Below are 23,861 nucleotides of genomic sequence, written 5' to 3' on the forward strand. Positions count from 1 at the left end.
GTGTGCGATCCTTGTGGGAGCGGGCATGCCCGCGAAGAAGCCACTGCTGCAATCCAGCCAGGAATAAACAGTGATGCCCACCCCAGCCCAGATCATCGACAGCACCTTCGCGCTGTACGAACGCCACGGCAGTGACGACTACATCGGCGAAGCCATCACCCAGCTCGAACACATGTCCCAGGCCGCGCAACTGGCCATGGCAGAAGGCTTCGACGACGAAGTGGTGCTGGCGGCGTTCTTCCACGACATCGGCCACCTGTGCGGCGGTGACGCCAGCATGGGCGGCTATGGCGTGGTCAGCCATGAGCGCATCGGCGCCGAGTATTTACGCCGCTGCGGTTTCGGCGAACGCATGGCGCGGCTGGTGCAGTATCACGTGGAGGCCAAGCGCTACCTGACTTTGCGCCAGCCTGGGTATTACCAGCGGTTGAGTGAGGCGAGCCGGCGGACCTTGGAGTATCAGGGGGGCGTGATGAGCGAGGACGAGGCGGATGTGTTCGAGCGGGATCCGCTGTTCGAGGTGAGCTTGCGGATGAGGGAGTGGGATGAGCGGGCCAAGGTGGTCGGGGTGACGGTGATTGACCTGGATGGGTTGAAGCGGAAGGCTTTGGCATTACTTTGAGATGTGGGCTGCCTGTGCGGGCCTCTTCGCGGGTGAACCCGCTCCCACAGGAATAGTGCACATCTCAAGGAATGTGAGATACCTGTGGGAGCGGGTTTACCCGCGAAGAGGCCAGACCTGCTTGATCAAAACTGTGAAACCAGCGCCTCCAGCTGTTCCTGCCGCTCAGCCTGGTTCAGCTTCGCCCCAGGGTTGAGGGTGGACCACTGCGGATGCGCCCGCGCCTTGCTCAGCGCCTCCGGCAACTTGCCCTCCCGCCAGGCCTTCTCATCCAGCTCCCCCAGCCGAATGCTGTCCTGCGCCGCATGCCCGCGGTTTTCCAGCGCCACCATCAACTGCTGCTGACGCAAGGCCAGCAGGCGCAACACCGTGTCGTCCACCGTCAGCTCGCGCTTGCCCTTGAGCTTGCCCATCAACCGCGACCCATAGTTGCGCGCCGTCTGCAGCGCGCCGCCGGCAATCGCTCCGGCCAGGGCGGCAGCCCCCAGTGTCAGGCCGCCGACCAGCAGGTCCACCCCGGCACCCGCCGCAGCACCGGCGGCCACACCACTGCCCAGGCGCACGCCCAGCAGCTTCAAGGTTTCGGGATTGAACAGGTCATCGCCCCAACGGCCATCCAGCAACGGCAGGTCGCTGGCATAGGCGTCCTCGCGGCGGAAGGCATACAGCTTGAGCAGTGCCTCGACACAGCGCTGCTCGCGCTGGCGCACCTCTTGCCGCAATGCCTCGATGGCCCGGGCTTCGGCAGCCGGTTCGGCCTCGACGCTGCGCCGGCAGGCGGCGCAGTCCAGCAGCAGCTCGGCAATCAGGCGCTTGCCGCTGTGCCGGCGCGCCAGGCGCTGTGCCTGCTGGTCGTCGATCAGCCGCTGCAGGGCCGGGCGGGCGTCTTCCAGCAGCAGGGCCAGGCTTTCGTACAACCGGCGCTCGCCATCCTCTGGCGGGGCCACGCTGTCGAACCGCACCAACGCGTGAAGCCCAAGCCTGGCAAGGGCTTCACGCCATTGCGGCTCGCGGTGCTGGTGGCTGGCGACGAAGTTCAGCACCGGTAGCAGCGGCTTGCCACAACTGGCCAGCACTTCCAGTTCGTCGCGGTATTTGGCCAGCACCGGTTCGCGGGCATCGATCACATACAAGCCGGCATTGCTGGCAAGCAGCTGGCGCAGCACCTTGGCCTCCTGCTCGAAACGCTGGCGTGCCTCGCTGCCTTGCAGAAAGCGCTCGAGGCGGGCCGGGCCGTCCAGGCGCTCGCCCGGGCGCTCCAGGCGTTCGAGGTAGTCGAGCAGGGCGATGGCGTCTTCCAGGCCCGGGGTGTCGTACAGCTCGAGCAAGGGTTCGCCGTCCACCGACAGCCGCGCACCTTCCACATGGCGGGTGGTGCTGGGGCGGTGGGAGACTTCGCCAAAGCCGACGTCACGGGTCAGGGTGCGCAGCAGCGAGGTCTTGCCGACGTTGGTGTGGCCGACCACGGCCAGTTTCAGCGGCTCAGTCATGGCCATGCTCCAGCCAGGTCAGCGGCGAGGTATCGGCATGCGCCAGGCCAAGGCGGTCGAGGGCTTCGTGCCAGTCGCCCAGGCGCTGGGCGTCCAAGGCCTCGCCCGGTGCGGCCTGCAGTAGCCAGATGCGGGTGGCGCCGGCATTGCGTGCCAGCTCGGCGAGCAGCGCCAGGCTGCCGCGGTCGGGCGAACGGCGCGGGTCGCAAGCGATGGCCAGGCGTGCCGGCGGAAAACGGCTGAGCTGTTCGAGCAGGCGGTTGCGCGATTCGCGGCTGTCGAGCACGCCGGCACTGGTCACGCTTTTCGGCAGGGCGGGTGGCCAGGGGTGCTGGTCGTCCAGCTCCAGGCCGACCAGCAGGGCACCGCTGCTGCCGCTTTCCAGCTGGCCAGCGGCAAACTGCGGCAAGGCCTCGGGCGCGGCATCCTGGACGCCGATGCGTTCGCTGCGTGGCATCAGCGCTTCACGCAGCTGTGCGTAGCCGGGCAGGCTGAGGTCCAGCGCCAGGTGTTGGCGGCCTTGACGCCAGCGCCACAGACACAGCCCGGCCAGCAGCAGACGCGGCAGCAGGCCGTACACCAGCACCACGCCAAGCAGCCAGCTGGCCCAGGCCTGGCGCGCCAGGTCCAGGGCCGGCTGGCTGTCGCCACTGGCGCGGATCATGGTCTCGTCGGGTACCGTGAAGCCCAGTAACGAGGGCAGCGCGCCCAAGGCTTGGGTCAGGTGGATGAACGGGTCGGCGGCGAGCAGGGTGGTCTCCCAGACAAAGCCATAGCGCCGGGTTGCCAGCAAGGCCAGTAGCATGCCCAGTGCGGTGATCATCGCCAGCAGCCACAGGCCATGCACCAGCAGGCCGAGCAGCCAGCGGTTCAGGCGCTGGCGTTGCAGCAGCACCAGCAGCGCCGGTGCCAGGTGCGCGGCCTTGGCGTCACGGGCAAAGCGTTCGCTCAGCCACAGCCACAGGCGGCCCAGCCCCGCGCCATGCTCGCCGCTAAGGGCAAAGCCGATGGCCCAGCCCAGCAGCATCAGCAGGTTCAGGCCGAGCAGGCTGCCCAGGGCCCAGAACACATTCACCGGGCGCTGCCCGTCGCCCAGGGCGGCCAGTGCCAACCCTGCGCCGCTGAGCACGGCCAGCACCAGCAAGGCCAGCAGCGCCAGGCGTGCGCCCTGTTTCCAGTGGCGCAGGGCGGTGCTGATGCCGTCGCGTTCGGCCAGGAACAGGGCACGGGTTTCGATGCGGGCCGCCAGGTCACCGCCTGCCTGGCGGGCGCGGCGGTTGGCTTCCTGGTCCTCCAGGGGGCCGGCATGTTCCTCGCGCAGGCGTACCGCTTCGGTGAGCCAGCGCTTGTCCAGTGAAGTCGGTGCGGTCACAAGGTCTTCCATTGCACAGGTCAGGGCAGAAGCATAACCCACACGGAAAATTGTGAGCTTCGCTAGATAGATCTCGACAGTTAGCTAGATATCTTCACCGGGTTGTTTGGTATTCTCGCCAGCATGAAAAAACCACTTCCCCTCTGCCTGATTGCTGCCATTGGTGCGAACCGTGTAATTGGCATCGATAACCGCATGCCCTGGCATTTGCCGGGGGATTTTAAATTTTTCAAAGCTCAAACGATGGGTAAGCCCATCATCATGGGGCGTAAGACATGGGACTCTCTTGGCCGTCCTTTGCCGGGGCGCTTGAACATCGTTGTAAGCCGCCAGGCGGGCCTGAAGCTCGATGGGGCGGAAGTCCTACCCTCTCTGGCTGAAGCTATTGAACGGGCAGATAGCTGGGCAAGAGAAAATGGGGTGGATGAGCTTATGCTGATTGGCGGCGCCCAACTCTATGGGCAAGCCCTAGAGCAGGAGCTAGTGGACCGGATGTACCTGACCCAGGTTGACTATGCTCCAGAAGGAGATGCGTGGTTTCCCAAGGTCGACGATTCCAAATGGAAGATTATTTCCCAAGATCCCCAGCCTGCTGAAACTGACGCACCCAGTTACCATTTTGAAGTTTGGGATCGTCGCTGATCAATTTGGGGCCGCATAGCGGCCCCTTTGATTTTTAAGTATGACTCAGCTCGGCATGTTCATCGCCAGCCAGCACATCCTTGTCGGTCTCTTTCAGCAGTTGGCTGGTCACCACCCCTGCGGTCATCGAACCGTTCACGTTCAACGCCGTGCGGCCCATGTCGATCAGCGGCTCCACCGAAATCAGCAACGCCACCAGCTCCACCGGCAAGCCCATGGCCGGCAGCACGATCAGCGCGGCGAAAGTCGCACCGCCACCTACGCCGGCAACACCTGCCGAACTCAAGGTGACGATGGCCACGAGGGTGGCGATCCACAGCGGGTCGAAGGTATCGATGCCCACCGCCGGCGCCACCATCACCGCCAACATTGCGGGATAGAGGCCGGCGCAGCCGTTCTGGCCAATGGTGGTACCGAAAGATGCGCTGAAGCTGGCAATCGACTGCGGTACGCCCAGGCGGCGGGTTTGCGCTTCGATGTTCAGCGGAATGCTGGCGGCGCTGGAGCGGCTGGTGAAGGCGAAGGTCAGCACCGGCCACACCTTGCGGAAGAAGCGCAGCGGGCTCACGCCGGTGGCGGCGAGGATAACGCCGTGCACCACGAACATCAGGGCCAGGCCCAGGTACGACACCACCACGAAGCTGCCCAGCTTGAGGATGTCTTCCATGTTCGAGCTGGCCACCACCTTGGTCATCAGCGCCAGTACGCCATACGGGGTCAGCTTCATCACCACCCGCACCAGGCGCATCACCCAGGCCTGCAGGGTGTCGATGGCCGACAGCGCGCGTTCGCCTTTCTCGGCATCGTCCTTGATCAGCTGCAGCGCGGCCAGGCCGAGGAACACGGCAAAGATCACCACGCTGATGATCGAGGTCGGCTTGGCCCGTGCCAGGTCACCTACCGGGTTGCTGGGGATGAACGACAGCAGCAGTTGCGGGATGTTGAGGTCGGCGACCTTGCCGGCGTAGTCGCTGTGGATAACCTGCATGCGCGCGCTTTCCTGCGCGCCGGCCACCAGGCCTTCGGCGCTCAGGCCGAACAGGTTGGTCAGGACGATGCCGATCAATGCGGCGATGGCGGTGGTCAGCAGCAGGGTGCCAATGCTCAGCACACTGATGCGGCCCAGTGACGAGGCATTGTGCAGGCGCGCCACGGCACTGAGGATCGAGGCGAAGATCAGCGGCATGACGATCATCTGCAACAGGCCGACGTAGCCGTTGCCGACCAGGTCGAGCCAGCTGATGGTGGCCTTGAGTACGGGGTGGCCAGCGCCATAGACGGTATGCAGGATCAGGCCGAACACCACGCCCAGCACCAGGCCCAGCAATACTTTCCTGGCCAGGCTCCAGTCGGTGCGGCGGGTTTGTGCCAGGCCCAGCAACAGGGCCAGGAACGCCAGCAGGTTAAGGGACAGCGGCAGGTTCATTGAAGCTCCAGCAGAAAAAAGCAGAAGAGGCATCGCCTCTGTGAGCGATTACGAACGGAAATGCTAACAGGCTGAAAACAAACGAATTTATACCCAAATGGAATGTGCATAGTCGTTTATGGAATAACGGCGTGTCGCGGATTGCAATGAACACGGCGTTTGCAGCTGCATGGAGGTCGTTATCAAAGGCTGCCGGCGGGGATTGTTGCACTAGCGTTTCTGGGTCATTTCAGGAGATTCGTACATGAAGTTCGCTCCGAAAGCCGTCGCCATCGGCCTGTCCCTGCTGTTCAGTATCGAAACCTTCGCCACCGAGCTCAAGCACTGGCCCGCCGAGGCAGCCAGGCAGCTCGACGGCATGATTGCCGCCAATGCCAACAAGGGTAACTACGCTGTCTTCGACATGGACAACACCAGTTACCGCTACGACCTTGAAGAGGCCTTGCTGCCGTTCATGGAAAACAAGGGCCTGCTGAGCCGCGACAAGCTCGACCCCTCGTTGAAGCTGATGCCGTTCAAGGACACCGCCGAGCACAAGGAAAGCCTGTTCAGTTACTACTACCGGCTGTGCGAAGTGGACGACATGGTCTGCTACCCGTGGGTGGCCCAGGTGTTCTCCGGCTTTACCCTGCAGGAGCTGAAGGTGCAGGTGGATGAGCTGATGGCCTCCGGCAAACCGATCCCGGCCACCTATTACGAAGGGGACCAGGTCAAGGCCATCGAGGTACAGCCACCCAAGGTCTTCAAGGGCCAGGCCGAGCTGTACAACAAGCTGATGGAGAACGGTATCGAGGTCTATGTGATTTCCGCTGCTTCCGAGGAGCTGGTGCGCATGGTCGCGTCGGACCCCAAGTACGGTTACAACGTGAAGCCGCAGAATGTGATTGGCGTGAGCCTGTTGCTGAAGGACCGCGCCAGCGGCCAGTTGACCACCGCGCGCAAGCAGATCAGCGCCGGGCACTATGATGCCAAGGCCAACGTGGGGCTGGAGCTGACCCCGTACCTGTGGACCCCGGCCACCTGGATGGCAGGCAAGCAGGCGGCGATCCTGACCTATATCGATGAGTGGAAGAAACCGGTGCTGGTGGGGGGCGATACGCCGACCAGTGATGGCTACATGCAGTTTCATGGGGTGGATGTGGGCAAAGGTGGCATCCACCTGTGGATAAACCGCAAGGCCAAGTACATGGACCAGATGAACGGGATGATTGCCAGGAATGCCGCGGCGCAGGCCAAGGAAGGGCTGCCGGTGACGGCGGACAAGAACTGGGTGATCGTGACGCCGGAGCAGATTCAGTAAGCCATGTGGTGCCTGTGCTGGCCTCTTCGCGGGTAAACCCGCTCCCACAAGGACTCCGCAGCCTTTGAGCCAGGCACTGTACCTGTGGGAGCGGGTTTACCCGCGAAAGGGCCCTTACAGGCATAAAAAACCGGCGCCCAGGGCGCCGGTTCTTCATTCATACCGTCAGAGCCTCACAGCCCTTCCAGCATCGCCTTGTTACGCACAGCGCCCTTGTCGGCACTGGTCGCCAGCAGGGCATAGGCCTTCAGCGCGGTGGTCACCTTGCGTGGGCGTACTTCAGCCGGTTTCCAGCCCTTCTTGTCCTGCTCGACACGGCGCTCGGCCAGCTCTTCGTCGCTGACCTGCAGGTTGATCGAACGATTCGGGATGTCGATCAGCACCTTGTCGCCGTCGCGCACCAGGCCGATGGCGCCGCCAGCGGCGGCTTCCGGCGAGGCATGGCCGATCGACAGGCCCGAGGTGCCGCCCGAGAAGCGGCCGTCGGTGAGCAGGGCGCAAGCCTTGCCCAGGCCCTTGGACTTCAGGTACGAGGTCGGGTACAGCATTTCCTGCATGCCCGGGCCACCTTTCGGGCCTTCGTAGCGGATGATCACGATGTCGCCGGCCTTCACTTCGTCGGCGAGGATGCCGCGTACGGCGCTGTCCTGGCTCTCGAAGATCTTCGCGGTGCCTTCGAACACCAGGATCGACTCGTCGACACCGGCGGTTTTCACCACGCAGCCATCCACCGCGATGTTGCCGTACAGCACGGCCAGGCCGCCTTCCTGCGAATAGGCGTGCTCGACACTGCGGATGCAGCCGTTCTCACGGTCGTCATCCAGGGATTCCCAACGGGTCGACTGGCTGAATGCCGTCTGGGTCGGGATGCCGGCAGGGCCGGCCTTGAAGAAGGTGTGCACGGCTTCGTCATCGGTCTGGGTGATGTCCCACTTGGCGATGGCTTCTTCCATGCTGCGGCTGTGCACGGTCGGCAGGTCGGTGTGCAGCAGGCCGCCACGGGCCAGCGAGCCGAGGATGCTGAAGATGCCGCCGGCACGGTGCACGTCTTCCATGTGATATTTCTGGATGTTCGGCGCAACCTTGCACAGCTGCGGCACCTTGCGCGACAGGCGGTCGATGTCGCGCAGGTCGAACGCCACCTCGGCTTCCTGGGCGGCAGCCAGCAGGTGCAGGATGGTGTTGGTCGAGCCGCCCATGGCGATGTCGAGCATCATGGCGTTCTCGAACGCCTTGAAGTTGGCGATGTTGCGCGGCAGTACCGACTCATCGTTCTCGCCGTAGTAGCGCTTGCACAGCTCGACGATGGTGCGGCCGGCGGTGAGGAACAGCTGCTCGCGGTCGGCGTGGGTGGCCAGGGTCGAACCGTTGCCCGGCAGGGCCAGGCCCAGGGCTTCGGTCAGGCAGTTCATCGAGTTGGCGGTGAACATGCCGGAGCACGAACCGCAGGTCGGGCAGGCGCTGCGCTCGTATTCGGCGACTTTTTCGTCGGAAGCCGAGGAGTCGGCGGCAATGACCATGGCGTCGACCAGGTCCAGACCGTGGCTGGCCAGCTTGGTCTTGCCGGCTTCCATCGGGCCGCCGGAGACGAAGATTACCGGGATGTTCAGGCGCAGGGCGGCCATCAGCATGCCGGGGGTGATCTTGTCGCAGTTGGAGATGCACACGATGGCGTCGGCGCAGTGGGCGTTGACCATGTACTCCACGGCGTCGGCGATGATCTCGCGGCTTGGCAGCGAGTAGAGCATGCCGTCGTGGCCCATGGCGATGCCGTCATCGACCGCGATGGTGTTGAATTCCTTGGCCACGCCACCGGCGCGTTCGATTTCGCGGGCGACCAGCTGGCCCAGGTCCTTCAGGTGCACGTGGCCCGGGACGAACTGGGTGAACGAGTTGGCGATGGCGATGATCGGTTTCTTGAAGTCTTCGTCCTTCATCCCGGTGGCGCGCCACAGGGCACGGGCGCCGGCCATGTTGCGGCCTTGGGTGGAAGTCTTGGAACGATAATCAGGCATGAAACACTCCTGGCGGCTTAATCAGGTCACAAAAAGGGGAGTGAGCTTCTCTTGTCCTTTGTACCGCAGGCCGGTTGCCACTGGCACGGATGGGGCCGAAGACCTCGCGGGATCGCCGCGTGCTTGGGCAGAGCTCATAAACCCGCCGGGGATGACTGGCGATGAATAGGCCGATTCTACACCGCTGGCGCGGCGAGGGAATGCAGATGTGGATAGCTGGCGGGGAGATTGCAGCAGGAAAGGGCCGCTTGGCGGCCCTTTTTAGCGGATATCAGCTGTTTGGCAGCAACCGGCAGGTGATGCTCTTGATGTAGCGGGTTTCGGCGATGGCCGGGTGCACCGGGTGGTCCGGGCCTTGGCCGCCGCGTTCGAGCAACTGCAGGTTGCGGTCCAGGTGACGGGCGCTGGTCAGCAGGATGTTGTGCAGGTCGTCCTCGGGCAGGTGCATCGAGCACGAGGCACTGACCAGGATGCCGTCCTTGGTCAGCATGCGCATGGCCTGCTCGTTCAGGCGGCGGTAGGCCGCTTCGCCGTTCTTCAGGTCTTTCTTGCGCTTGATGAAGGCGGGTGGGTCGGCAATGATCACGTCGAAGCGCTCTTCGGCGGCCTTCAGTTCGCGCAGGGCCTCGAATACATCGCCTTCGATGCAGGTCAGTTTCTCGCTGATGCCGTTCAGCGCGGCGTTACGCTCCACGCCGTCCAGGGCAAAGCCCGAGGCGTCGACGCAGAACACTTCGCTGGCGCCGAAGGCACCGGCTTGCACGCCCCAGCCACCGATGTAGCTGAACAGGTCGAGCACGCGCTTGCCTTTCACGTACGGCGCCAGGCGTGCACGGTTCATGCGGTGGTCGTAGAACCAGCCGGTCTTCTGGCCTTCGCGTACCGGGGCTTCGAACTTGACGCCGTTCTCTTCCAGCGGCACCCAGTCCGGCACTTCGCCATAGACGGTCTCGACATAGCGCTGCAGGCCTTCGGCGTCACGTGCGGAGGAGTCGTTCTTGAACAGGATGCCGCTTGGCTTGAGCACCTGTACCAGGGCTGCAATCACGTCGTCCTTGTGCGCTTCCATGGTGGCCGAGGCCAATTGCACCACGAGGATGTCGAAGAAGCGGTCGACAACCAGGCCTGGCAACAGGTCGGAATCGCCATAGACCAGGCGGTAGCACGGTTGGTCGAACAGGCGCTGGCGCAGCGACAGGGCGACGTTCAGGCGGTGCACCAGCAGCGACTTGTCCAGCGGCAGCTTGGCGTCGCGCGACAGCAGGCGGGCGCAGATCAGGTTGTTCGGGCTCAGTGCGACGATACCCAGCGGCTTGCCGTTGGCCGCCTCGAGAACAGCCTGCTGGCCGGCCTGGAAGCCTTGCAGCGGGGTCGCGCTGACGTCGACTTCGTTGCTGTAGACCCACAGGTGGCCGGCGCGCAGGCGGCGGTCGGCATTGGCTTTGAGGCGTAGGCTGGGCAGGGACATGACGTCGCTCCGGGAAAAAAGAGCGGGATTATAGCCTGTTGCCGGGCCGCATGCCCGTTGTGGGAGCGGCCTTGTGTCGCGAAAGGGCTGCGCTGCAACCCCAGGGTTTCAGCAGCGCTGCATGGATTGCCGGGCCGCTTTTGCGGCCCTTTCGCGACACAAGGCCGCTCCTGCAGGTCTCGCGTTGGCCATGAGATGGCGTCAGGCTGCCAATGCCTTTATCAGTTGCTGGTTGAACGCCGGAATGTCATCGGGTTGGCGGCTGGTGATCAGGTTGCCATCGACTACCACTTCTTCATCCACCCAGTCTCCGCCGGCATTGCGGATGTCGTCCTGCAGGGTCTTGTAGCTGGTCAGCCGCTTGCTCTTGGCTAGCCCGCACGACACCAGCAACCAGCCACCGTGGCAGATCACCGCCAGCGGCTTGCCAGCCGAATCGTGGCTTTTCACCAGTTTCTGCGCGGTGGGGATCAACCGAATCGTGTCAGAGTTTTGCACGCCGCCGGGCAGCACCAGGGCATCGTAGAGGTCCAGGTGGGCGCTTTCGAAGGTTGCGTCCACGGCGAATGCGTCGGCTGGCTGGTCGTGGTTCCAGCCGCGTACCGTGCCCTCCTTGTCGCTGAGGATGTCCACCACCGCGCCGCTCTGTTCCAGGGCCTCGCGAGGGCCTGTCAGTTCCACTTGCTCGAAGCCGTCGGTGACCAGGAAAGCTACTCGCTTGCCGTTCAGTTCTGCACTCATGGGCCTTGCTCCTTTCCTTGATGAATATGAGAAAGAGGCACGGATGGATAAAGTAAAGTTCCGGCGCAACGATTCAGTGGTTGGTCCATTTCCGGTCTGGAGGGTTAGAATCGCCGGTCCCAAACGAGTGTGCACGTATGTCCCAAGAACTCAGCGCCGAACAGATCCAGCAAGCCTTGCAAGGCATCACTATCCCGCCGCAACCGCAGATCATGGTCGATCTGCAGTTCGAGCAGTACATGCCTGACCCGGACCTGGAAACCATCGCCAAGCTGATTTCCCAGGACCCGGGCCTCTCGGGTGCCTTGCTCAAACTGGTCAACTCCCCGCATTTCGGCCTTTCCAACAAGATCGGTTCGATCCAGCGCGCGGTGAACCTGCTGGGCAGCCGTTCGATCATCAACCTGATCAACGCCCAGTCGATCAAGGGCGAGATGAGCGACGAGACCATCGTTACCCTCAACCGCTTCTGGGACACCGCCCAGGACGTGGCGATGACCTGCCTGACCCTGGCCAAGCGCACCGGCATCCAGGCGGCGGACGAGGCCTACACCCTGGGCCTGTTCCATGACTGTGGCGTGCCGCTGATGCTCAAGCGCTTCCCCGACTACATGGATGTGCTGGAAGAGGCCTATGCCAAGGCCGACGAGGAAACCCGCGTGGTCGACACCGAAAACCGCGCGTTCAATACCAATCATTCGGTGGTCGGCTATTTCACTGCCAAGTCCTGGCGCCTGCCCGAGCACCTCAGCGCGGCCATTGCCAACCACCACAACGCCGTGGCGGTGTTCCGCGACGAGAGCTCGCGCAATACCCAAAGCCAGCTTAAAAACCTGCTGGCGGTGCTGAAGATGGCCGAGCACATCTGCGCATCTTACCGGGTGCTGGGCAACCAGGCCGTGGACCACGAATGGAATGTGGTCGGCCCGCTGGTGCTCGATTACATTGGCTTGTCGGAATACGATTTCGAAAACCTCAAGCAGAACATTCGCGAGTTGGGCGGGCACTGACACATGCCGGAATTGCCAGAAGTAGAAACCACCCGGCGCGGTATTGCGCCCCACCTGGAAGGCCAGCGCGTCAGCCGGGTGGTGGTGCGTGACCGGCGCCTGCGCTGGCCGATTCCGGAAGACCTGGATGTGCGCCTGTCGGGGCAGCGCATCGTCAGTGTCGAGCGGCGTGCCAAGTACCTGTTGATCAATGCCGAGGTCGGCACCCTGATCAGTCACCTGGGCATGTCGGGCAACCTTCGCCTGGTCGAGCTGGGCTTGCCGGCGGCCAAGCATGAGCACGTGGATATCGAGCTGGAGTCGGGGTTGATGCTGCGCTACACCGACCCGCGCCGCTTTGGCGCGATGCTGTGGAGCCTCGACCCGCTCAACCACGAACTGCTGCTGCGCCTGGGGCCGGAGCCGCTGACCGACCTGTTCGACGGCGAGCGGCTGTTCCAGCTGTCCCGTGGGCGGTCGATGGCGGTCAAGCCGTTCATCATGGACAACGCGGTGGTGGTGGGGGTGGGCAACATCTACGCCACCGAGGCGCTGTTTGCCGCCGGCATCGACCCTCGTCGGGAAGCGGGCGGGATTTCCCGGGCGCGTTACCTGAAGCTGGCGATCGAGATCAAGCGCGTGCTGGCGGCGGCGATCGAGCAGGGCGGCACCACGCTACGCGACTTCATCGGTGGCGACGGGCAGCCGGGGTACTTCCAGCAGGAATTGTTCGTGTACGGGCGGGGCGGGCAGCCGTGCAAGGTGTGTGGCACGGAGTTGCGCGAGGTGAAGCTGGGGCAGAGGGCGAGTGTGTATTGCCCGCGATGCCAGCGCTGAGGCAAGTTACTCGGTACCTCTTGTGGGAGCGGCCTTGCATCGCGAAAGGGCCGCACAGCGGCCCCGGCAGTTTCTGCTGCGAAGCTGAAATCCTGGGGCCGCTTCGCGCCCCATCGCGACGCAAGGCCGCTCCCACACAGGGACCGCGTAGAGGCGGCCAGGCAGCGATCAGGCCTTGCCAGTAATCCGGCGGTACTTGGCCATCAGCTCTTCTTCGGTTTCCGGGTGCGCTTCATCCAGCGGGATGCAGTCGACCGGGCAGACCTGCTGGCATTGCGGCTCGTCGTAATGGCCCACGCACTGGGTGCACAGGTTAGGGTCGATCACGTAGATCTCTTCGCCTTGGGAGATGGCCTCGTTCGGGCACTCGGGTTCGCAGACGTCGCAGTTGATGCAATCGTCGGTGATGATCAGGGACATGGGGACTCCGGCCGGGGCTCTGCGCCCGGGCATGTTCAACGCAGTGGGCACAATTGTGCCGCATTCGCGCCCGCAGTGCACGCGGGCGCGATGATCAGCCGCTAAAGGTCACTTCTTGAAGCGTTCGGTCAGCGCATCGGCCACCACCGGGTGGACGAACTTGCTGATATCACCGCCCAGCGCGGCAATTTCCCGGACCAGGGTCGAGGAAATGAACGAGTAGCGCTCCGAAGGCGTGAGGAACAGGCTCTCGACGTCGGGGGCCAGTTGCCGGTTCATGTTCGCCAGCTGGAACTCGTACTCGAAGTCGGACACCGCACGCAGGCCACGCAAGAAGACGTTGGCGCCCTGTTCCTTGGCGAAATGCGCCAGCAGCGAGGAGAAGCCGATGACTTCGACATTGGGCAGGTGCTTGGTGACCTCACGGGCGAGCTCCACCCGTTGTTCCAGCGGGAACAGCGGGTTTTTCTTCGGGCTGGCCGCCACCGCGATGATCACGTGGTCGAACAACCGCGAGGCGCGCTCGACCAGGTCGCCATGGCCTTTGGTAATGGGGTCGAAAGTACCCGGGTACAACACTCGGTTCATCGCGTCATCCTGGCTGGAGTGCGTTGGGGAGTCGGATGGTAGCGCAGCGACGGCGCCCCGGCCAAGTCATGCGGCCGGCTGATGGCACTATAGACAGGGGGCCTGTTCCTTGTCATGCGCTGTGTGCCAGGCGGGCGACCAGCGCTTCGGTGAGCCTGGCGCTGATGGCATACACCGACAGTTGCGGGTTGGCGCCGATACTGGTGGGGAACAGCGAGCCGTCGTGAACCGACAGGTTTTCCAGCTGGTGATGACGGCCAAGGCTGTCGCATACCGCCTGGCGCGGGTCGTCGCCGAGGGCGCAGCCACCCATCACGTGAGCGCTGCCCAAGCGCGTGCGGAACGGCTCCAGGCGCAACTTGTGGATCATGGCCAAGGCCTGCTCCAGGTTGGACGCGGCGCTGGCATCGCTGTGCACGGGGGTGACCTGGTTGGCGCCGGCGGCGAACTGGATCTGCGCCATGCTGCGGTAGGCGCGGCGCAGGCCGTCGCGCAGGTAGTCGGTGACCGGGTAATCGAGCACCGGTGAGCCATCGCCGCGCAGCTCCACGGCCCCGCCCTGGCTTTGTGGGTGGAAGCCGTCACGCAGCAGCGCCAGCATCACGTGGGTATGTGGCAGTTCGGCCATGCGCCGGGCATTCTCGTGGCCGTGCCCGCCCAGCAGGGTGCTCGCCAGGGCCGGGTGCAGCGGTGGTACTTCCAGCTTGTAGCCAACCGGGCCGTCGCTGCCGCCTTGCCATTGGAAATGGTCGCTGTAGATGGACTGCGGGGCGCCATAGTAGGGGTCGATACGGTCGTTGAAGCGTGCTGCGCTGAAGTTGACCAGGTGCAGGAAGGTACGTTTGCCCAGACGGCCATGCGGGTCGGGCGCGTCGGAACGCAGCAGCAGGGCCGGACTGTTGATGCCGCCACCGGCAAGGATGTAGTGACGCGCGCGAACGCGGACCTGCCGGCCTGTGGCGTGTATGCCCTGGCTATCCAGCGCCTGGCATGACAGGCCCTGGATGCGCTCGCCGTTGTGCTCGAAGCGCTCGGCCCGAGCCAGGTACAGCAGCTCGCCGCCTTGTTCGAGGGTGGCGGGAATACGCGTGACCAGCATCGACTGCTTGGCATTCACCGGGCAACCCATGCCGCAGTAGCCCAGGTTCCAGCAGCCGCGCACGTTGCGCGGGATCACCGCCCAGCGGTAGCCCAGCTGTTCGCAGCCACGGCGCAGCACGTCGTTGTTGGCGTTCGGTGGCAGGGCCCAGGGGGTGATGCCCAGTTCCTGCTCGATGCGCTCGAACCAGGGGCGCATCTGCTCCTCGCCCAGGCCGCTCACGTTGTGGGCTGCGGCCCAGTGCGCCAGGGTCTGTGGCGGCGTGCGAAAGCTCGAGGTCCAGTTGACCAGCGTGGTGCCGCCCACGGCGCGGCCCTGGAGGATGGTGATGGCGCCGTCCTTGCTCATGCGGCCCAGGCCTTCCTGATACAGGCTGGCATAGGCTTCGTTTTCCAGCAGGTGGAAATCGCTGCTGGTCTTCAGCGGGCCTTCTTCGATCAGCAGCACCTTGAAGCCGGCAGTGCTGAGCATTTGCGCGCTGGTAGCGCCACCGGCACCGCTGCCGATCACGGCAACGTCGGCTTCCAGCGTGAGGTCGTGCTCCAGGCGCGAGGCGTCGTGGGTGATCCAGCCGCTTTCCAGGCCTTGGCGAAACGGGTCGGGTACAGGCATTGGCGCTGCTCTTGTTGTTTTCAGATTTTCGGTGGCCCGGGGTAGCCGCAGGCAGCCCAGGATTCGGGGCGTTCGTACCAGGCCATCTGCAGCAACTGCAGCAACGAGGCGTGGCCCATGCGCAGCAGGTTCAGCGAGCTGTCCTGCCAACGTTGCAGGAAGGCCGTGACCTGCGCGGCGCTGGCTCGTTCCCAGGCGCCCCAGACACCGGTCAGGGGGCCGCGGGTGAGCGGCAGGTTGAGCACGTCGAACAACTGCCGGGTGAGTTTGAGCATTTCTGGCGACAGCGCCGCCAGCTTGTGGTCGAGGCTATGCAGCACCAGTGTCTCGGCGGCTTGGGTGCCGGCCAGTACCACCGGGATCAGCGCGCGCAGCAGCGGCAGGTCGTCGTCGCGCAGTGCCTGGTAACCCGTTGCGGCTGTCTGTGCGCTGCAGCCGACCAGGCTGGTACCGGCCAGAAAGACGCTGGCGCCAAGGCTGAAGCGCAGCAGTTCGCGGCGGTGCATGGGCCGGCCCTCAGCGGATGAAAAGCTTGAAGACCAGGCGCTGCAAGGCTTTGCCATAAGGCGGGTAGATCAGCCGGGCAGCGTTGAAGCGTTGCTTGGCCAGCACCGCCTTGGCCTTGCTGAAGGTCAGGAAACCGTCATGGCCATGGTAATGGCCCATGCCTGAAGGGCCGATGCCGCCGAACGGCAAGTCATCCTGGGCCACGTGCAGCAGGGTGTCGTTCAGGCACACTCCGCCGGAGTGGGTGTGGCGCAGCACCTGCTCCTGGGCTGCGCGGTCATAGCCGAAGTAGTAAAGCGCCAGCGGGCGCGGGCGCTGGTTGATGTAGGCCAGTGCCTGCTCGAGGCTGTCGTAGGGCACCAGGGGCAGCAATGGGCCGAAGATTTCGTCCTGCATCACCTGCATGCTGTCGTTCACCCCCAGCAGCAGGTGGGGTGGCAGGCGCCGGCCCTGGCGGGTTTCACCGGGGTACAGGTCGAGTACCTGCGCACCTTTGGCGTGGGCATCGTCCAGTAGATGCTGCAAGCGCTGCAGCTGGCGCTGGTTGATGATGGCGGTGTAGTCGGGGTTACCGGCGATGCGCGGGTACAGCCGGCGTACGGCGCGCTGGTAGGCGTCGCTGAAGGCCTCCAGGCGCTCGCGTGGCACCAGCACGTAATCAGGGGCGACGCAGGTCTGGCCAGCGTTGAGGGTCTTGCCGAAGGCGATGCGCTCGGCGGCGCTGTCCAGCGGTACGTCGGCCGAGACTATGGCCGGCGACTTGCCACCCAGTTCCAGGGTGACGGGGGTCAGGTTGTGCGCCGCAGCCAGCATTACCTGGCGCCCCACGCTGGTGGCGCCGGTGAACAGCAGGTGATCGAACGGCAAGCGGGCAAAGGCCTGGCCTACCTCGACCTCGCCGAGCACCACGCTGACCAGATCGGTGGGGAACACCTGCTCCAGCAGTTGCTTGAGCGCCAGGCCAGTGGCGGGCGTGGCTTCGCTGAGCTTGAGCATGACCCGGTTGCCGGCGGCCAGGGCGCAGGTCAGCGGGCCGATGGCAAGGAACAGCGGGTAGTTCCACGGCACGATGATGCCGACCACGCCCAGGGGTTGGTAGCGCACCTGAGCGCTGGCCGGCTGGAAGGCCAGGCCGACCTTGCGCCGGCTGGCGCGCATCCAGCGCTGCAGGTGCTTTTCGGCGTGGCGCAGGCCTTGCACCGAGGGCAGCAGCTCGGCCAGCAGGGTCTCGTCGGCGCTGCGCCCCTCAAAGTCCTGGCCGATTGCCTCGATCAGTTCGGCCTGGCCGGCCAGCAAGGCTTCCCGCAGGCTTTTCAGCCATTGGCGCCGCTGCGTCGCCGCTGGCAGGGGGTTGTCGGCAAAGGCCTGGCGCTGGGTGGCGAACGTCGCCGCAAGGTCGAGGTCGGATTGCACAGGGGGCAAGGCACTGGGCGAGTTCATGGCGGCGTCGAGTCCGGGCAGGGAATCCCTAGAGCCTATACTCTAATTTGTACGATGGTGCGAATTTTTCCGCGTTGTCGAGCGGTGCATTCCACCGCCAATACGCCGTAAGATGACCCTTTGATGAAGGCCCGCAGACTGGGAGCTGAGCATGGCCCCGCGCATGAAGACCCGAGAGCGCATCGTGCAGAACAGCCTCGAGCTGTTCAACCAGCAGGGCGAACGCAGCGTCAGTACCAACCACATTGCCGCGCACATGGAAATTTCGCCCGGCAACCTGTATTACCACTTCCCCAACAAGCAGGCGATCATCGCTTTGCTGTTCAGCCAGTACGAAGAGCTGGTGGACAGCTTCCTGCGCCCGCCGCAAGGCCGCGCGGCGACCGTGGAGGACAAGCGCTTCTACCTCAAGGCCCTGCTGGCGGCGATGTGGAACTACCGTTTTCTGCACCGCGACCTGGAGCACCTGCTGGACAGCGACCCGGAACTGGCCGCCCGTTATCGGCGCTTTTCCGAGCGCTGCCTGCGCCAGGGCCAGGCGATCTACCGCGGCTTCGTCGAGGCGGGCATCCTGGCCATGGCACCAGCGCAGATCGAATCGCTGACCATCAACGCCTGGATCGTGTTGACGTCCTGGGTACGTTTTCTCAGCACCACGCGGGAGCATTCCGCGCACCTGGGTGAAGAAGCCTTCAAGCGCGGCGTCTACCAGGTACTGGTGCTGGAGCTCGGTTTCGTCACCGACAACGCCCGCAATGCCGTGGACGCCCTGTGCCAGGAATTCCATGTACCGTTCAACCAGGCCCTGGAGCACTAACCCAGGGCCTCAGTGCTATCGATAGTGCCATCGATCAGGAGATTGTCATGCCCCTTGCGCAATTGATCACCCCGCAGCAGTTGGCCGAGCGTCTGGGCTCGCCCAAGTTGGTGATCCTCGACTGCCGCTTCGCCCTCGAGGATGTGGACTATGGCCAACGCAGCTATGCCCAGGGGCATATTGCCGGGGCGCATTTTGCCGACCTGGAGCGTGACCTCAGCGGGCCGGTGAGCAAGGGGCGCACCGGGCGCCACCCGTTGCCGGATGCGCGCGGGCTGGTCGAGCGCCTGCGAGAGTGGGGCCTGGACGATGACAGCGAGGTGGTGCTGTACGACGACGGCCCTGGCGCTTTTGCTGCCCGTGCCTGGTGGCTGCTGGCCTGGCTGGGCAAGCGCAGCGGCGTGGCGATCCTCGACGGTGGCCTGAGGGCCTGGCATGCGGCGCACCTGCCGCTCAGCCTGGACCCGCCGCTCAAGCGGGAAGGCACCTTCAACGGTGAGCCGGACGGCAAGCTGCTGATCGATGCCGAGCACCTGGCCAAGCGCTTGGGTAACGCAGACCTGACCTTGATCGATGCGCGTGCCTTGCCGCGTTTCCGTGGCGAAGTGGAACCGATCGACCCGGTGGCGGGGCATATTCCGGGGGCGCAGTGCGCGGCGTTCACCGATAACCTGGGGGCTGATGGGCGTTTTCTGCAGCCGGACCAGCTAAAACAGCGCTTTGCCGAAAAGCTGGCCGGGCGGGCGCCGGAGCAGTTGGTGGCGTATTGCGGGTCAGGGGTGACGGCGTGTCATAACCTGTTTGCCCTGGCGTTGGCCGGGTACCCGCTGGGCAAGCTGTATGCCGGGTCGTGGAGTGAGTGGATCAACGATCCGCAGCATGGCGTAGCCACTGGCGAGTAAGCCGGTCAAATCCTGTAGGAGATCGCCCAGGCCCTGTGGGAGCGGGCGAGCCCGCGAAGCATGCAACGCGGTGGCTGGCACCGGCTGCGCCGGTGTTCGCGGGCGCGCCCGCTCCCACAGGGTTCCTGCAAAACAATCGCTTATGTGCCCTCCACCAACCACTGTGGAATCCGCCGCTCCAGGTAATAGCCCGGGTTGCGCAGGCTGCCATCGACAAAGCCCACATGGCCGCCGCGGCTGTGCAGTTCGAAGCGGGTCTGCGGCGCCAGTTCGCGGGCCGTTGGCAGGCTGTGGCCGGAGACGAAAGGGTCATCGCTGGAGTGGATGATCAGCGTCGGCGTGCGGTTCTGGCCGAGGAAAAAATGACTCGATGAGCGGCGGTAGTAGTCGTGCGCATCGCGAAAACCGTTCAGTGGTGCGGTGACCTTGCCGTCGAAATCCCAGAACGTGCGCAGGTTGGCCAACGGCCCCAGCCGTTGCAGCGTCGCCAGCCCTTCATGCTGGCCCTTGTCGTGGAAGTGCCGCTGCTTGAGCTGCACATAAGCCAGCATCTCGCGCATGAAATGCGCCTGGTACACCTTTGAAAAGCCCTGGCCGATGCGGTCGGCGCAGTGGTCCAGGCGAAACGGCACCGACACCGCTACCGCAGCCTGCAACTGGCTGGCGACACCGCTTTCGCCCAGGTATTTCAGCAGCACATTGCCCCCCAGCGAATAACCCACCGCATACAACGGCGCCAACGGGCGCTGGGCACGCAGGTGGCTGACGATTTCGGCCAGGTCTTCGCTGGCGCCGGAATGGTAGCTGCGTGGCAGCAGGTTGGGCTCGCCCGAGCAACCGCGCCAGTTCACCGCCACGCTGGCCCAGCCGCGGCCTTGCAGCGCTTGCTGCAAGCCTTTGACGTAGGGCGAGTGGGAGGAGCCGGTCAAACCGTGCAGCACCAGCACCAACGGCGCGTGGGGCTGGTGCGGGCCATGCCAGTCCAGGTCGATGAAGTCGCCATCGGCCAGCCATAGCCGCTCGCGGTTGCGCTGCAGCTCTGGCAGTTTTCGCCACAATGGTCCCCACAAGGTTTGCAAGTGGGGATTGGCAAGGCCGAGGGCTGGACGGAACGTTGCGCTGGGGCTGGGCATGTGGGCGACTCATGTTGTGCGTGCCTAGAATGCCATGGAAAAACCCCGATGTACCTGCGCTATTGGTCGTCCTTCATTGTTTACGGCAGTGGCAGCTGCACTGACTCGGGGCCTACGGTCACCAGCACTTGCGTCGCGTTGCCCAACCACACCTGCCCGGCTTCACGCAGGTTCGCAGGCGTGAGCGACTGTAGCCTGTCAAGAAAAGTGGCAAGGTGATCGCCTGGCAGCCCTTGGTGGCTGTAAGTCGCAAGTGCTCTGGCCAGTTTGGCGCTGTCTGCAAGGTCGTGATGCAGCTTGGCCGCAATTTCGTTCACAGCGATGTCGCATTCTGCCTGGCTTGGGCCTCGTTCGCGCAGGCACGCGACAATCCCCGACACCAGGGCCGCTGCCGCATCCCGGTACTGCGGGGCGATGTCCCAATGAATTTGCAGCAGGCATGCCGCATCCAGCGGGTTGAGGTCGGAGTAGATGGCGTAGGTCAGGCTGCGCAGGGTTCGCAACTCTTGCGTCAGGCGTGATTCATAGCTGGTGCCAAGTATCACGTTGAGCAGCGTCAAGGCCGGAAATAGCGGGCTGCTTGGCGAAGCTTTCGAGGACAACGTCAACAGTGCCCGGGTGGCGCTGCCGGCGGCGGTCAGGTGCTGCACGAGTGGCGGGTGTTCGGGGAGTGGCGGCGGGGCGGCGGCGGCCCACTCCTGCGGCAGGGCACGGGTGAGTTCGTCGATCAGTTGCTCCGCGTCTTCGCGGCTCAGGTCCCCCACCAGGCCAATATCCAGATTGTTCGCCGAGTAAGCCTTCTGGTGGAAGTCCCTGATCTGCTCGACATTGACGGTGCCACTGGCCGTCGTGGTGGCGCTGGCAGCGTACGGATGATCACGGAAAACATGAGCCATCGTGGTGTTGGTAAGCCGTACCAGGGGGTGGCTGCCCTGTCGGACCCGGTTGAAAGCCAGCCGCTCCCGGATTTTCGCCACGTCAGGCTCCCTGAAAGCAGGATATGCCAGCATCTGGGTGAACAGTTGCATCACGCTGGCGCGTAGCGCGGGCAAGCTCAGGCAGCGGAGTGTGATGACCGCACTGTCATCGGTGATCCTTCTGCCGAGGATGGCCCCGTACCCGGCCAGCTGCTCGGCAAACTGTGCTGCATCGAGCTCCCCGGTCCCTTGGTCGAGGCTGTACAGGGTAACTGCAGCCAGGCCTGGGTTGGCACCGTCAAGCACGTTGCCGGCTCGAAAGCGCAAGGCCAGGTCGAACATCGGGCGGTCATGGTCTGCGATGAAGCTGACCTTTGCGCCGCCGGCGGTTTGCCAACATTTGGCGGCGGCTTGCAGGGGCGGTACCTGGCCAAGCTCGATTTCCTTGGCCGATTCCAGGTTGGCCATGGCCTCCAACGCGGTGTCGGTAGTTGGGCCGTCGCATAGCGTTGGTCGGGTGGTCGTCAAGTTGTCTGGGCTCATGCTGGCACTCCTGGCCGAAGGTAGGTTGTGGTCAGCCGTTCGCGCCCCAGATAGGCAACCGCCACCTGTTGCACTGTCGCGCTGTCGAGGTCCCGGATGAGAGGGAAGTCCTCGTCAATCACCGATGCTGGCAAACCGGCGGCGGCAGCGGCGCCCAGCTCGTCTGCCTGGGCGGTGAGCGCGTCAAGGTCGAATAGCCGTCGGGCGAGCATGCGCAACTTGGCGCGTTGCAGCTCTGCTTCCGGCAAGGCAACGCTGCGCAGCGCCTGCACATGCTCGTAAACGGCTTGGGCGGCGTCTTCCGGTGTGGCGTGGGTGGTGTTCACGTAGGCTGAAATCGTCAACAGTGTGTCGCCACGTACCAAGGGCTCGTAGGACACTCGCACACCTGTAAGCAGGCGCCTGTCCCGTACCAGGTCGCTGTACAGCCGGGAGCTGAAACCTGCGCCAAGCAAGTCGCAAAGCAGGGTCAGGGCAAGCGATGTCCCGGCGTCGGGGGCTGTTGCTCGGCCTGGAACGTTGAATGACATGAACAGCCCCTCGCGTAACCCTGGCAGGCTTACGGTGTGGCTGCGGGCCTGCAGTTGAGTGTCATGGCGTGGAACAGGCCGGTCGGCGACAGGCGCTTTCGGCACGCCTGCGAAGTAACGCGCCACATGCTGCCGGAGCGTTGGCAGGTCAACGCTGCCGACTACCACAAGCGTTGCGTTGTTGGGCTGATACCAGGACCTGTACCAGGTTCGCAGCGCCGCCAGGTCGATGCTGTCCAGGTCTGCCGGATAACCGAAGCTCGGGCCTGCATAAGGGCTGGTGCCATGGGCCAGAGCGTTATGCTGATCGTATGCCTGTTGGTCGGGCTGGACGTCCAGCTTGAGCCGGCGCTCGTCCTCCACCGCCTTTATCTCCCTTTCCATCTCCGCTTGGCCGAAGGTTGCGGTGCTCATGGCATCGGCCATGATTTCCAACGCTATGGGCAGGCGGCTGGCCGGTAGCGAGATTTCATAGGAGGTGGCGTCCAGGTGGGTGGAGGCATTGGCATTGCCCCCTATGCGTGCGATCACCCGGCTGTATTGGCCGGCGGGCAGTTTGCTGCTGCCTGCGAAGATCAGGTGCTCCAGTACGTGAGACAGGTTCGTGTGGCCGGCAGGCTCATGGCTTGAGCCTATGTGGTACCAGAGTTGGACTGCGGCCAGAGATGTCTTGTGATGTTCTCGCAAGTAAACGGACAGGCCGTTTTCCAGCGTGAAGTGCTGCAATGGCGAGGTAGTGGTGCAGGACAAGGCGGCAAGCCCTGCAGAGACCTGGCCCAGGTCGGGTGGCGAAGTAGGTGGTGAGGTCATCGCTGAAGTGCTCTGGTTGATGTGAACCCGAACAGCTTCAGCGACAAGGGTGCTGCACCTGCTTTAAATAATTAGCCCCGCTGCCAGAGCGCGTAATGTACCTGGCCGGTCTTTTTCTCTCGATGCAGGCGCCAGTTACCTGGCAGTTGCAAGGTCGACGGGGCAGCCTCGCTTTCTGTGTAGACCCACGCTTGCTCGCGCAGCCACTGGTTCTGTTCCAGCAGGTTGCAGGTGTCGGCCAGCAGGTCCTGGTGGAACGGCGGGTCGAGGAACACCACGTCGAACTGCTGCTTGGCCGGGCCTTGCAGATAGCGCAGGGCGTCGGTCTGCAAGATTTGCCCGCGCGGGCAGCGCAGGATCTCGAGGTTGTTCTTCAGGTTGGCGATGGCCGCCGGGTTGCTGTCCAGCGCGACGGCGTCCTCGGCCCCGCGGGACAGGGCTTCGAGCACCAGGGCGCCGCTGCCGGTGAAGGCGTCCAGCACGCGGGCACCCTCGATATAGGGCGCCAGCCAGTTGAACAGGGTTTCGCGCACGCGGTCGGGCGTTGGCCGCAGGCCTTCGCCTTCCGGCACCGCCAGACGGCGGCTGCGCCATTCGCCGGCGATGATGCGCAGGTGGCCCTGGCCCTTGCTTTGGCCCGG

22 protein-coding genes are annotated in these 23,861 nt (G+C 64.3%); 7 read left to right on the top strand and 15 right to left on the bottom strand.

The window, feature by feature from the left end; all coding sequences use genetic code 11:
- The first annotated feature begins 73 nt into the window (after positions 1–73).
- Positions 74–622 (top strand): phosphonate degradation HD-domain oxygenase, encoded by a 549-nt coding sequence (locus tag CAG00_RS11910; protein ID WP_085664334.1) that lies wholly within the window; start codon positions 74–76, stop codon positions 620–622.
- Positions 623–747: 125 nt separating this feature from the next.
- Here the strand turns inward: CAG00_RS11910 and CAG00_RS11915 are convergent, their stop codons facing one another.
- Complete coding sequence (locus CAG00_RS11915; protein ID WP_085664335.1) at positions 748–2,112, bottom strand: GTPase/DUF3482 domain-containing protein; 1,365 nt, start codon at positions 2,110–2,112, stop codon at positions 748–750.
- Positions 2,105–3,496 carry a DUF2868 domain-containing protein gene (locus CAG00_RS11920; protein WP_085664336.1) on the bottom strand — a complete coding sequence of 464 codons (1,392 nt, stop codon included), beginning with the start codon at positions 3,494–3,496 and terminating at the stop codon, positions 2,105–2,107. Before CAG00_RS11920 ends, CAG00_RS11915 begins: the two co-directional genes overlap by 8 nt.
- A 111-nt stretch (positions 3,497–3,607) precedes the next feature.
- Between CAG00_RS11920 and CAG00_RS11925 the strand changes: the two genes are divergently transcribed.
- Complete coding sequence (locus CAG00_RS11925; RefSeq protein WP_085664337.1) at positions 3,608–4,126, top strand: dihydrofolate reductase; 519 nt, start codon at positions 3,608–3,610, stop codon at positions 4,124–4,126.
- A gap of 34 nt (positions 4,127–4,160) precedes the next feature.
- Here the strand turns inward: CAG00_RS11925 and CAG00_RS11930 are convergent, their stop codons facing one another.
- A complete protein-coding gene (locus CAG00_RS11930) occupies positions 4,161–5,552 on the bottom strand; it encodes an L-cystine transporter (RefSeq protein ID WP_085664338.1) in 1,392 nt (463 codons plus the stop codon).
- Between the two features lie 244 nt (positions 5,553–5,796).
- Between CAG00_RS11930 and CAG00_RS11935 the strand changes: the two genes are divergently transcribed.
- On the top strand, positions 5,797–6,852 hold the full coding sequence (locus CAG00_RS11935; protein ID WP_025340989.1) for a phosphorylcholine phosphatase: 1,056 nt from the start codon (positions 5,797–5,799) through the stop codon (positions 6,850–6,852).
- Positions 6,853–7,025: 173 nt separating this feature from the next.
- Here the strand turns inward: CAG00_RS11935 and ilvD are convergent, their stop codons facing one another.
- The 3 genes from ilvD to CAG00_RS11950 all read right to left on the bottom strand — a co-directional run bounded on the left by ilvD (position 7,026) and on the right by CAG00_RS11950 (position 11,076).
- Positions 7,026–8,867, bottom strand: a complete 1,842-nt coding sequence (gene ilvD / locus CAG00_RS11940) for a dihydroxy-acid dehydratase (RefSeq protein ID WP_085664339.1) — start codon at positions 8,865–8,867, stop codon at positions 7,026–7,028.
- 271 nt (positions 8,868–9,138) lie between these two features.
- Positions 9,139–10,335, bottom strand: coding sequence for a class I SAM-dependent rRNA methyltransferase (locus CAG00_RS11945; protein ID WP_013974648.1), 1,197 nt, complete (start codon positions 10,333–10,335; stop codon positions 9,139–9,141).
- Between the two features lie 201 nt (positions 10,336–10,536).
- The gene (locus tag CAG00_RS11950) at positions 10,537–11,076 is read right to left on the bottom strand and encodes a type 1 glutamine amidotransferase domain-containing protein (RefSeq protein ID WP_085664340.1); all 540 of its coding nucleotides are present in this window, start codon (positions 11,074–11,076) and stop codon (positions 10,537–10,539) included.
- Positions 11,077–11,267: 191 nt separating this feature from the next.
- Between CAG00_RS11950 and CAG00_RS11955 the strand changes: the two genes are divergently transcribed.
- Together CAG00_RS11955 and mutM are read left to right on the top strand one after the other, a co-directional pair.
- A complete protein-coding gene (locus CAG00_RS11955) occupies positions 11,268–12,086 on the top strand; it encodes an HDOD domain-containing protein (protein WP_176240881.1) in 819 nt (272 codons plus the stop codon).
- Positions 12,087–12,089: 3 nt separating this feature from the next.
- Positions 12,090–12,902, top strand: a complete 813-nt coding sequence (gene mutM / locus CAG00_RS11960; protein ID WP_010955661.1) for a bifunctional DNA-formamidopyrimidine glycosylase/DNA-(apurinic or apyrimidinic site) lyase — start codon at positions 12,090–12,092, stop codon at positions 12,900–12,902.
- A gap of 168 nt (positions 12,903–13,070) precedes the next feature.
- Here the strand turns inward: mutM and CAG00_RS11965 are convergent, their stop codons facing one another.
- The 5 genes from CAG00_RS11965 to CAG00_RS11985 all read right to left on the bottom strand — a co-directional run bounded on the left by CAG00_RS11965 (position 13,071) and on the right by CAG00_RS11985 (position 17,568).
- Entirely contained in the window at positions 13,071–13,322 is a 252-nt protein-coding gene (locus tag CAG00_RS11965) for a YfhL family 4Fe-4S dicluster ferredoxin (protein WP_013974644.1), read from the bottom strand.
- A 108-nt stretch (positions 13,323–13,430) separates the two neighbouring features.
- A complete protein-coding gene (gene coaD / locus CAG00_RS11970) occupies positions 13,431–13,910 on the bottom strand; it encodes a pantetheine-phosphate adenylyltransferase (protein ID WP_003249065.1) in 480 nt (159 codons plus the stop codon).
- 112 nt (positions 13,911–14,022) lie between these two features.
- Positions 14,023–15,621, bottom strand: coding sequence for a GMC family oxidoreductase (locus CAG00_RS11975; protein ID WP_085664342.1), 1,599 nt, complete (start codon positions 15,619–15,621; stop codon positions 14,023–14,025).
- A gap of 20 nt (positions 15,622–15,641) precedes the next feature.
- Positions 15,642–16,127: a twin-arginine translocation pathway signal protein gene (locus CAG00_RS11980; protein WP_085664343.1), complete on the bottom strand. Its 486-nt coding sequence runs from the start codon at positions 16,125–16,127 to the stop codon at positions 15,642–15,644.
- Between the two features lie 10 nt (positions 16,128–16,137).
- Entirely contained in the window at positions 16,138–17,568 is a 1,431-nt protein-coding gene (locus CAG00_RS11985) for a coniferyl aldehyde dehydrogenase (RefSeq protein WP_085664344.1), read from the bottom strand.
- 151 nt (positions 17,569–17,719) lie between these two features.
- Here CAG00_RS11985 and CAG00_RS11990 point away from each other — a divergent pair, with 151 nt between their 5' ends.
- Both CAG00_RS11990 and CAG00_RS11995 read left to right on the top strand, forming a co-directional pair.
- Entirely contained in the window at positions 17,720–18,385 is a 666-nt protein-coding gene (locus CAG00_RS11990; RefSeq protein ID WP_025340981.1) for a TetR/AcrR family transcriptional regulator, read from the top strand.
- A 47-nt stretch (positions 18,386–18,432) separates the two neighbouring features.
- A complete protein-coding gene (locus CAG00_RS11995; RefSeq protein ID WP_085664345.1) occupies positions 18,433–19,287 on the top strand; it encodes a sulfurtransferase in 855 nt (284 codons plus the stop codon).
- Positions 19,288–19,427: 140 nt separating this feature from the next.
- Here CAG00_RS11995 and CAG00_RS12000 read toward each other — a convergent pair whose 3' ends face one another.
- The 4 genes from CAG00_RS12000 to rsmD all read right to left on the bottom strand — a co-directional run.
- The gene (locus tag CAG00_RS12000; protein ID WP_085664346.1) at positions 19,428–20,420 is read right to left on the bottom strand and encodes a hydrolase; all 993 of its coding nucleotides are present in this window, start codon (positions 20,418–20,420) and stop codon (positions 19,428–19,430) included.
- 80 nt (positions 20,421–20,500) lie between these two features.
- The gene (locus CAG00_RS12005) at positions 20,501–21,805 is read right to left on the bottom strand and encodes a pitrilysin family protein (RefSeq protein ID WP_176240877.1); all 1,305 of its coding nucleotides are present in this window, start codon (positions 21,803–21,805) and stop codon (positions 20,501–20,503) included.
- Between the two features lie 71 nt (positions 21,806–21,876).
- Positions 21,877–23,160, bottom strand: a complete 1,284-nt coding sequence (locus tag CAG00_RS12010; RefSeq protein ID WP_176240878.1) for a pitrilysin family protein — start codon at positions 23,158–23,160, stop codon at positions 21,877–21,879.
- A 131-nt stretch (positions 23,161–23,291) separates the two neighbouring features.
- On the bottom strand, positions 23,292–23,861 hold a 570-nt coding region (rsmD, locus tag CAG00_RS12015), incomplete at its 5' end, for a 16S rRNA (guanine(966)-N(2))-methyltransferase RsmD (RefSeq protein ID WP_085664349.1).

Source organism: Pseudomonas sp. B5(2017), from assembly GCF_002112825.1.
GTDB classification, from domain to species: domain Bacteria; phylum Pseudomonadota; class Gammaproteobacteria; order Pseudomonadales; family Pseudomonadaceae; genus Aquipseudomonas; species Aquipseudomonas putida_Z.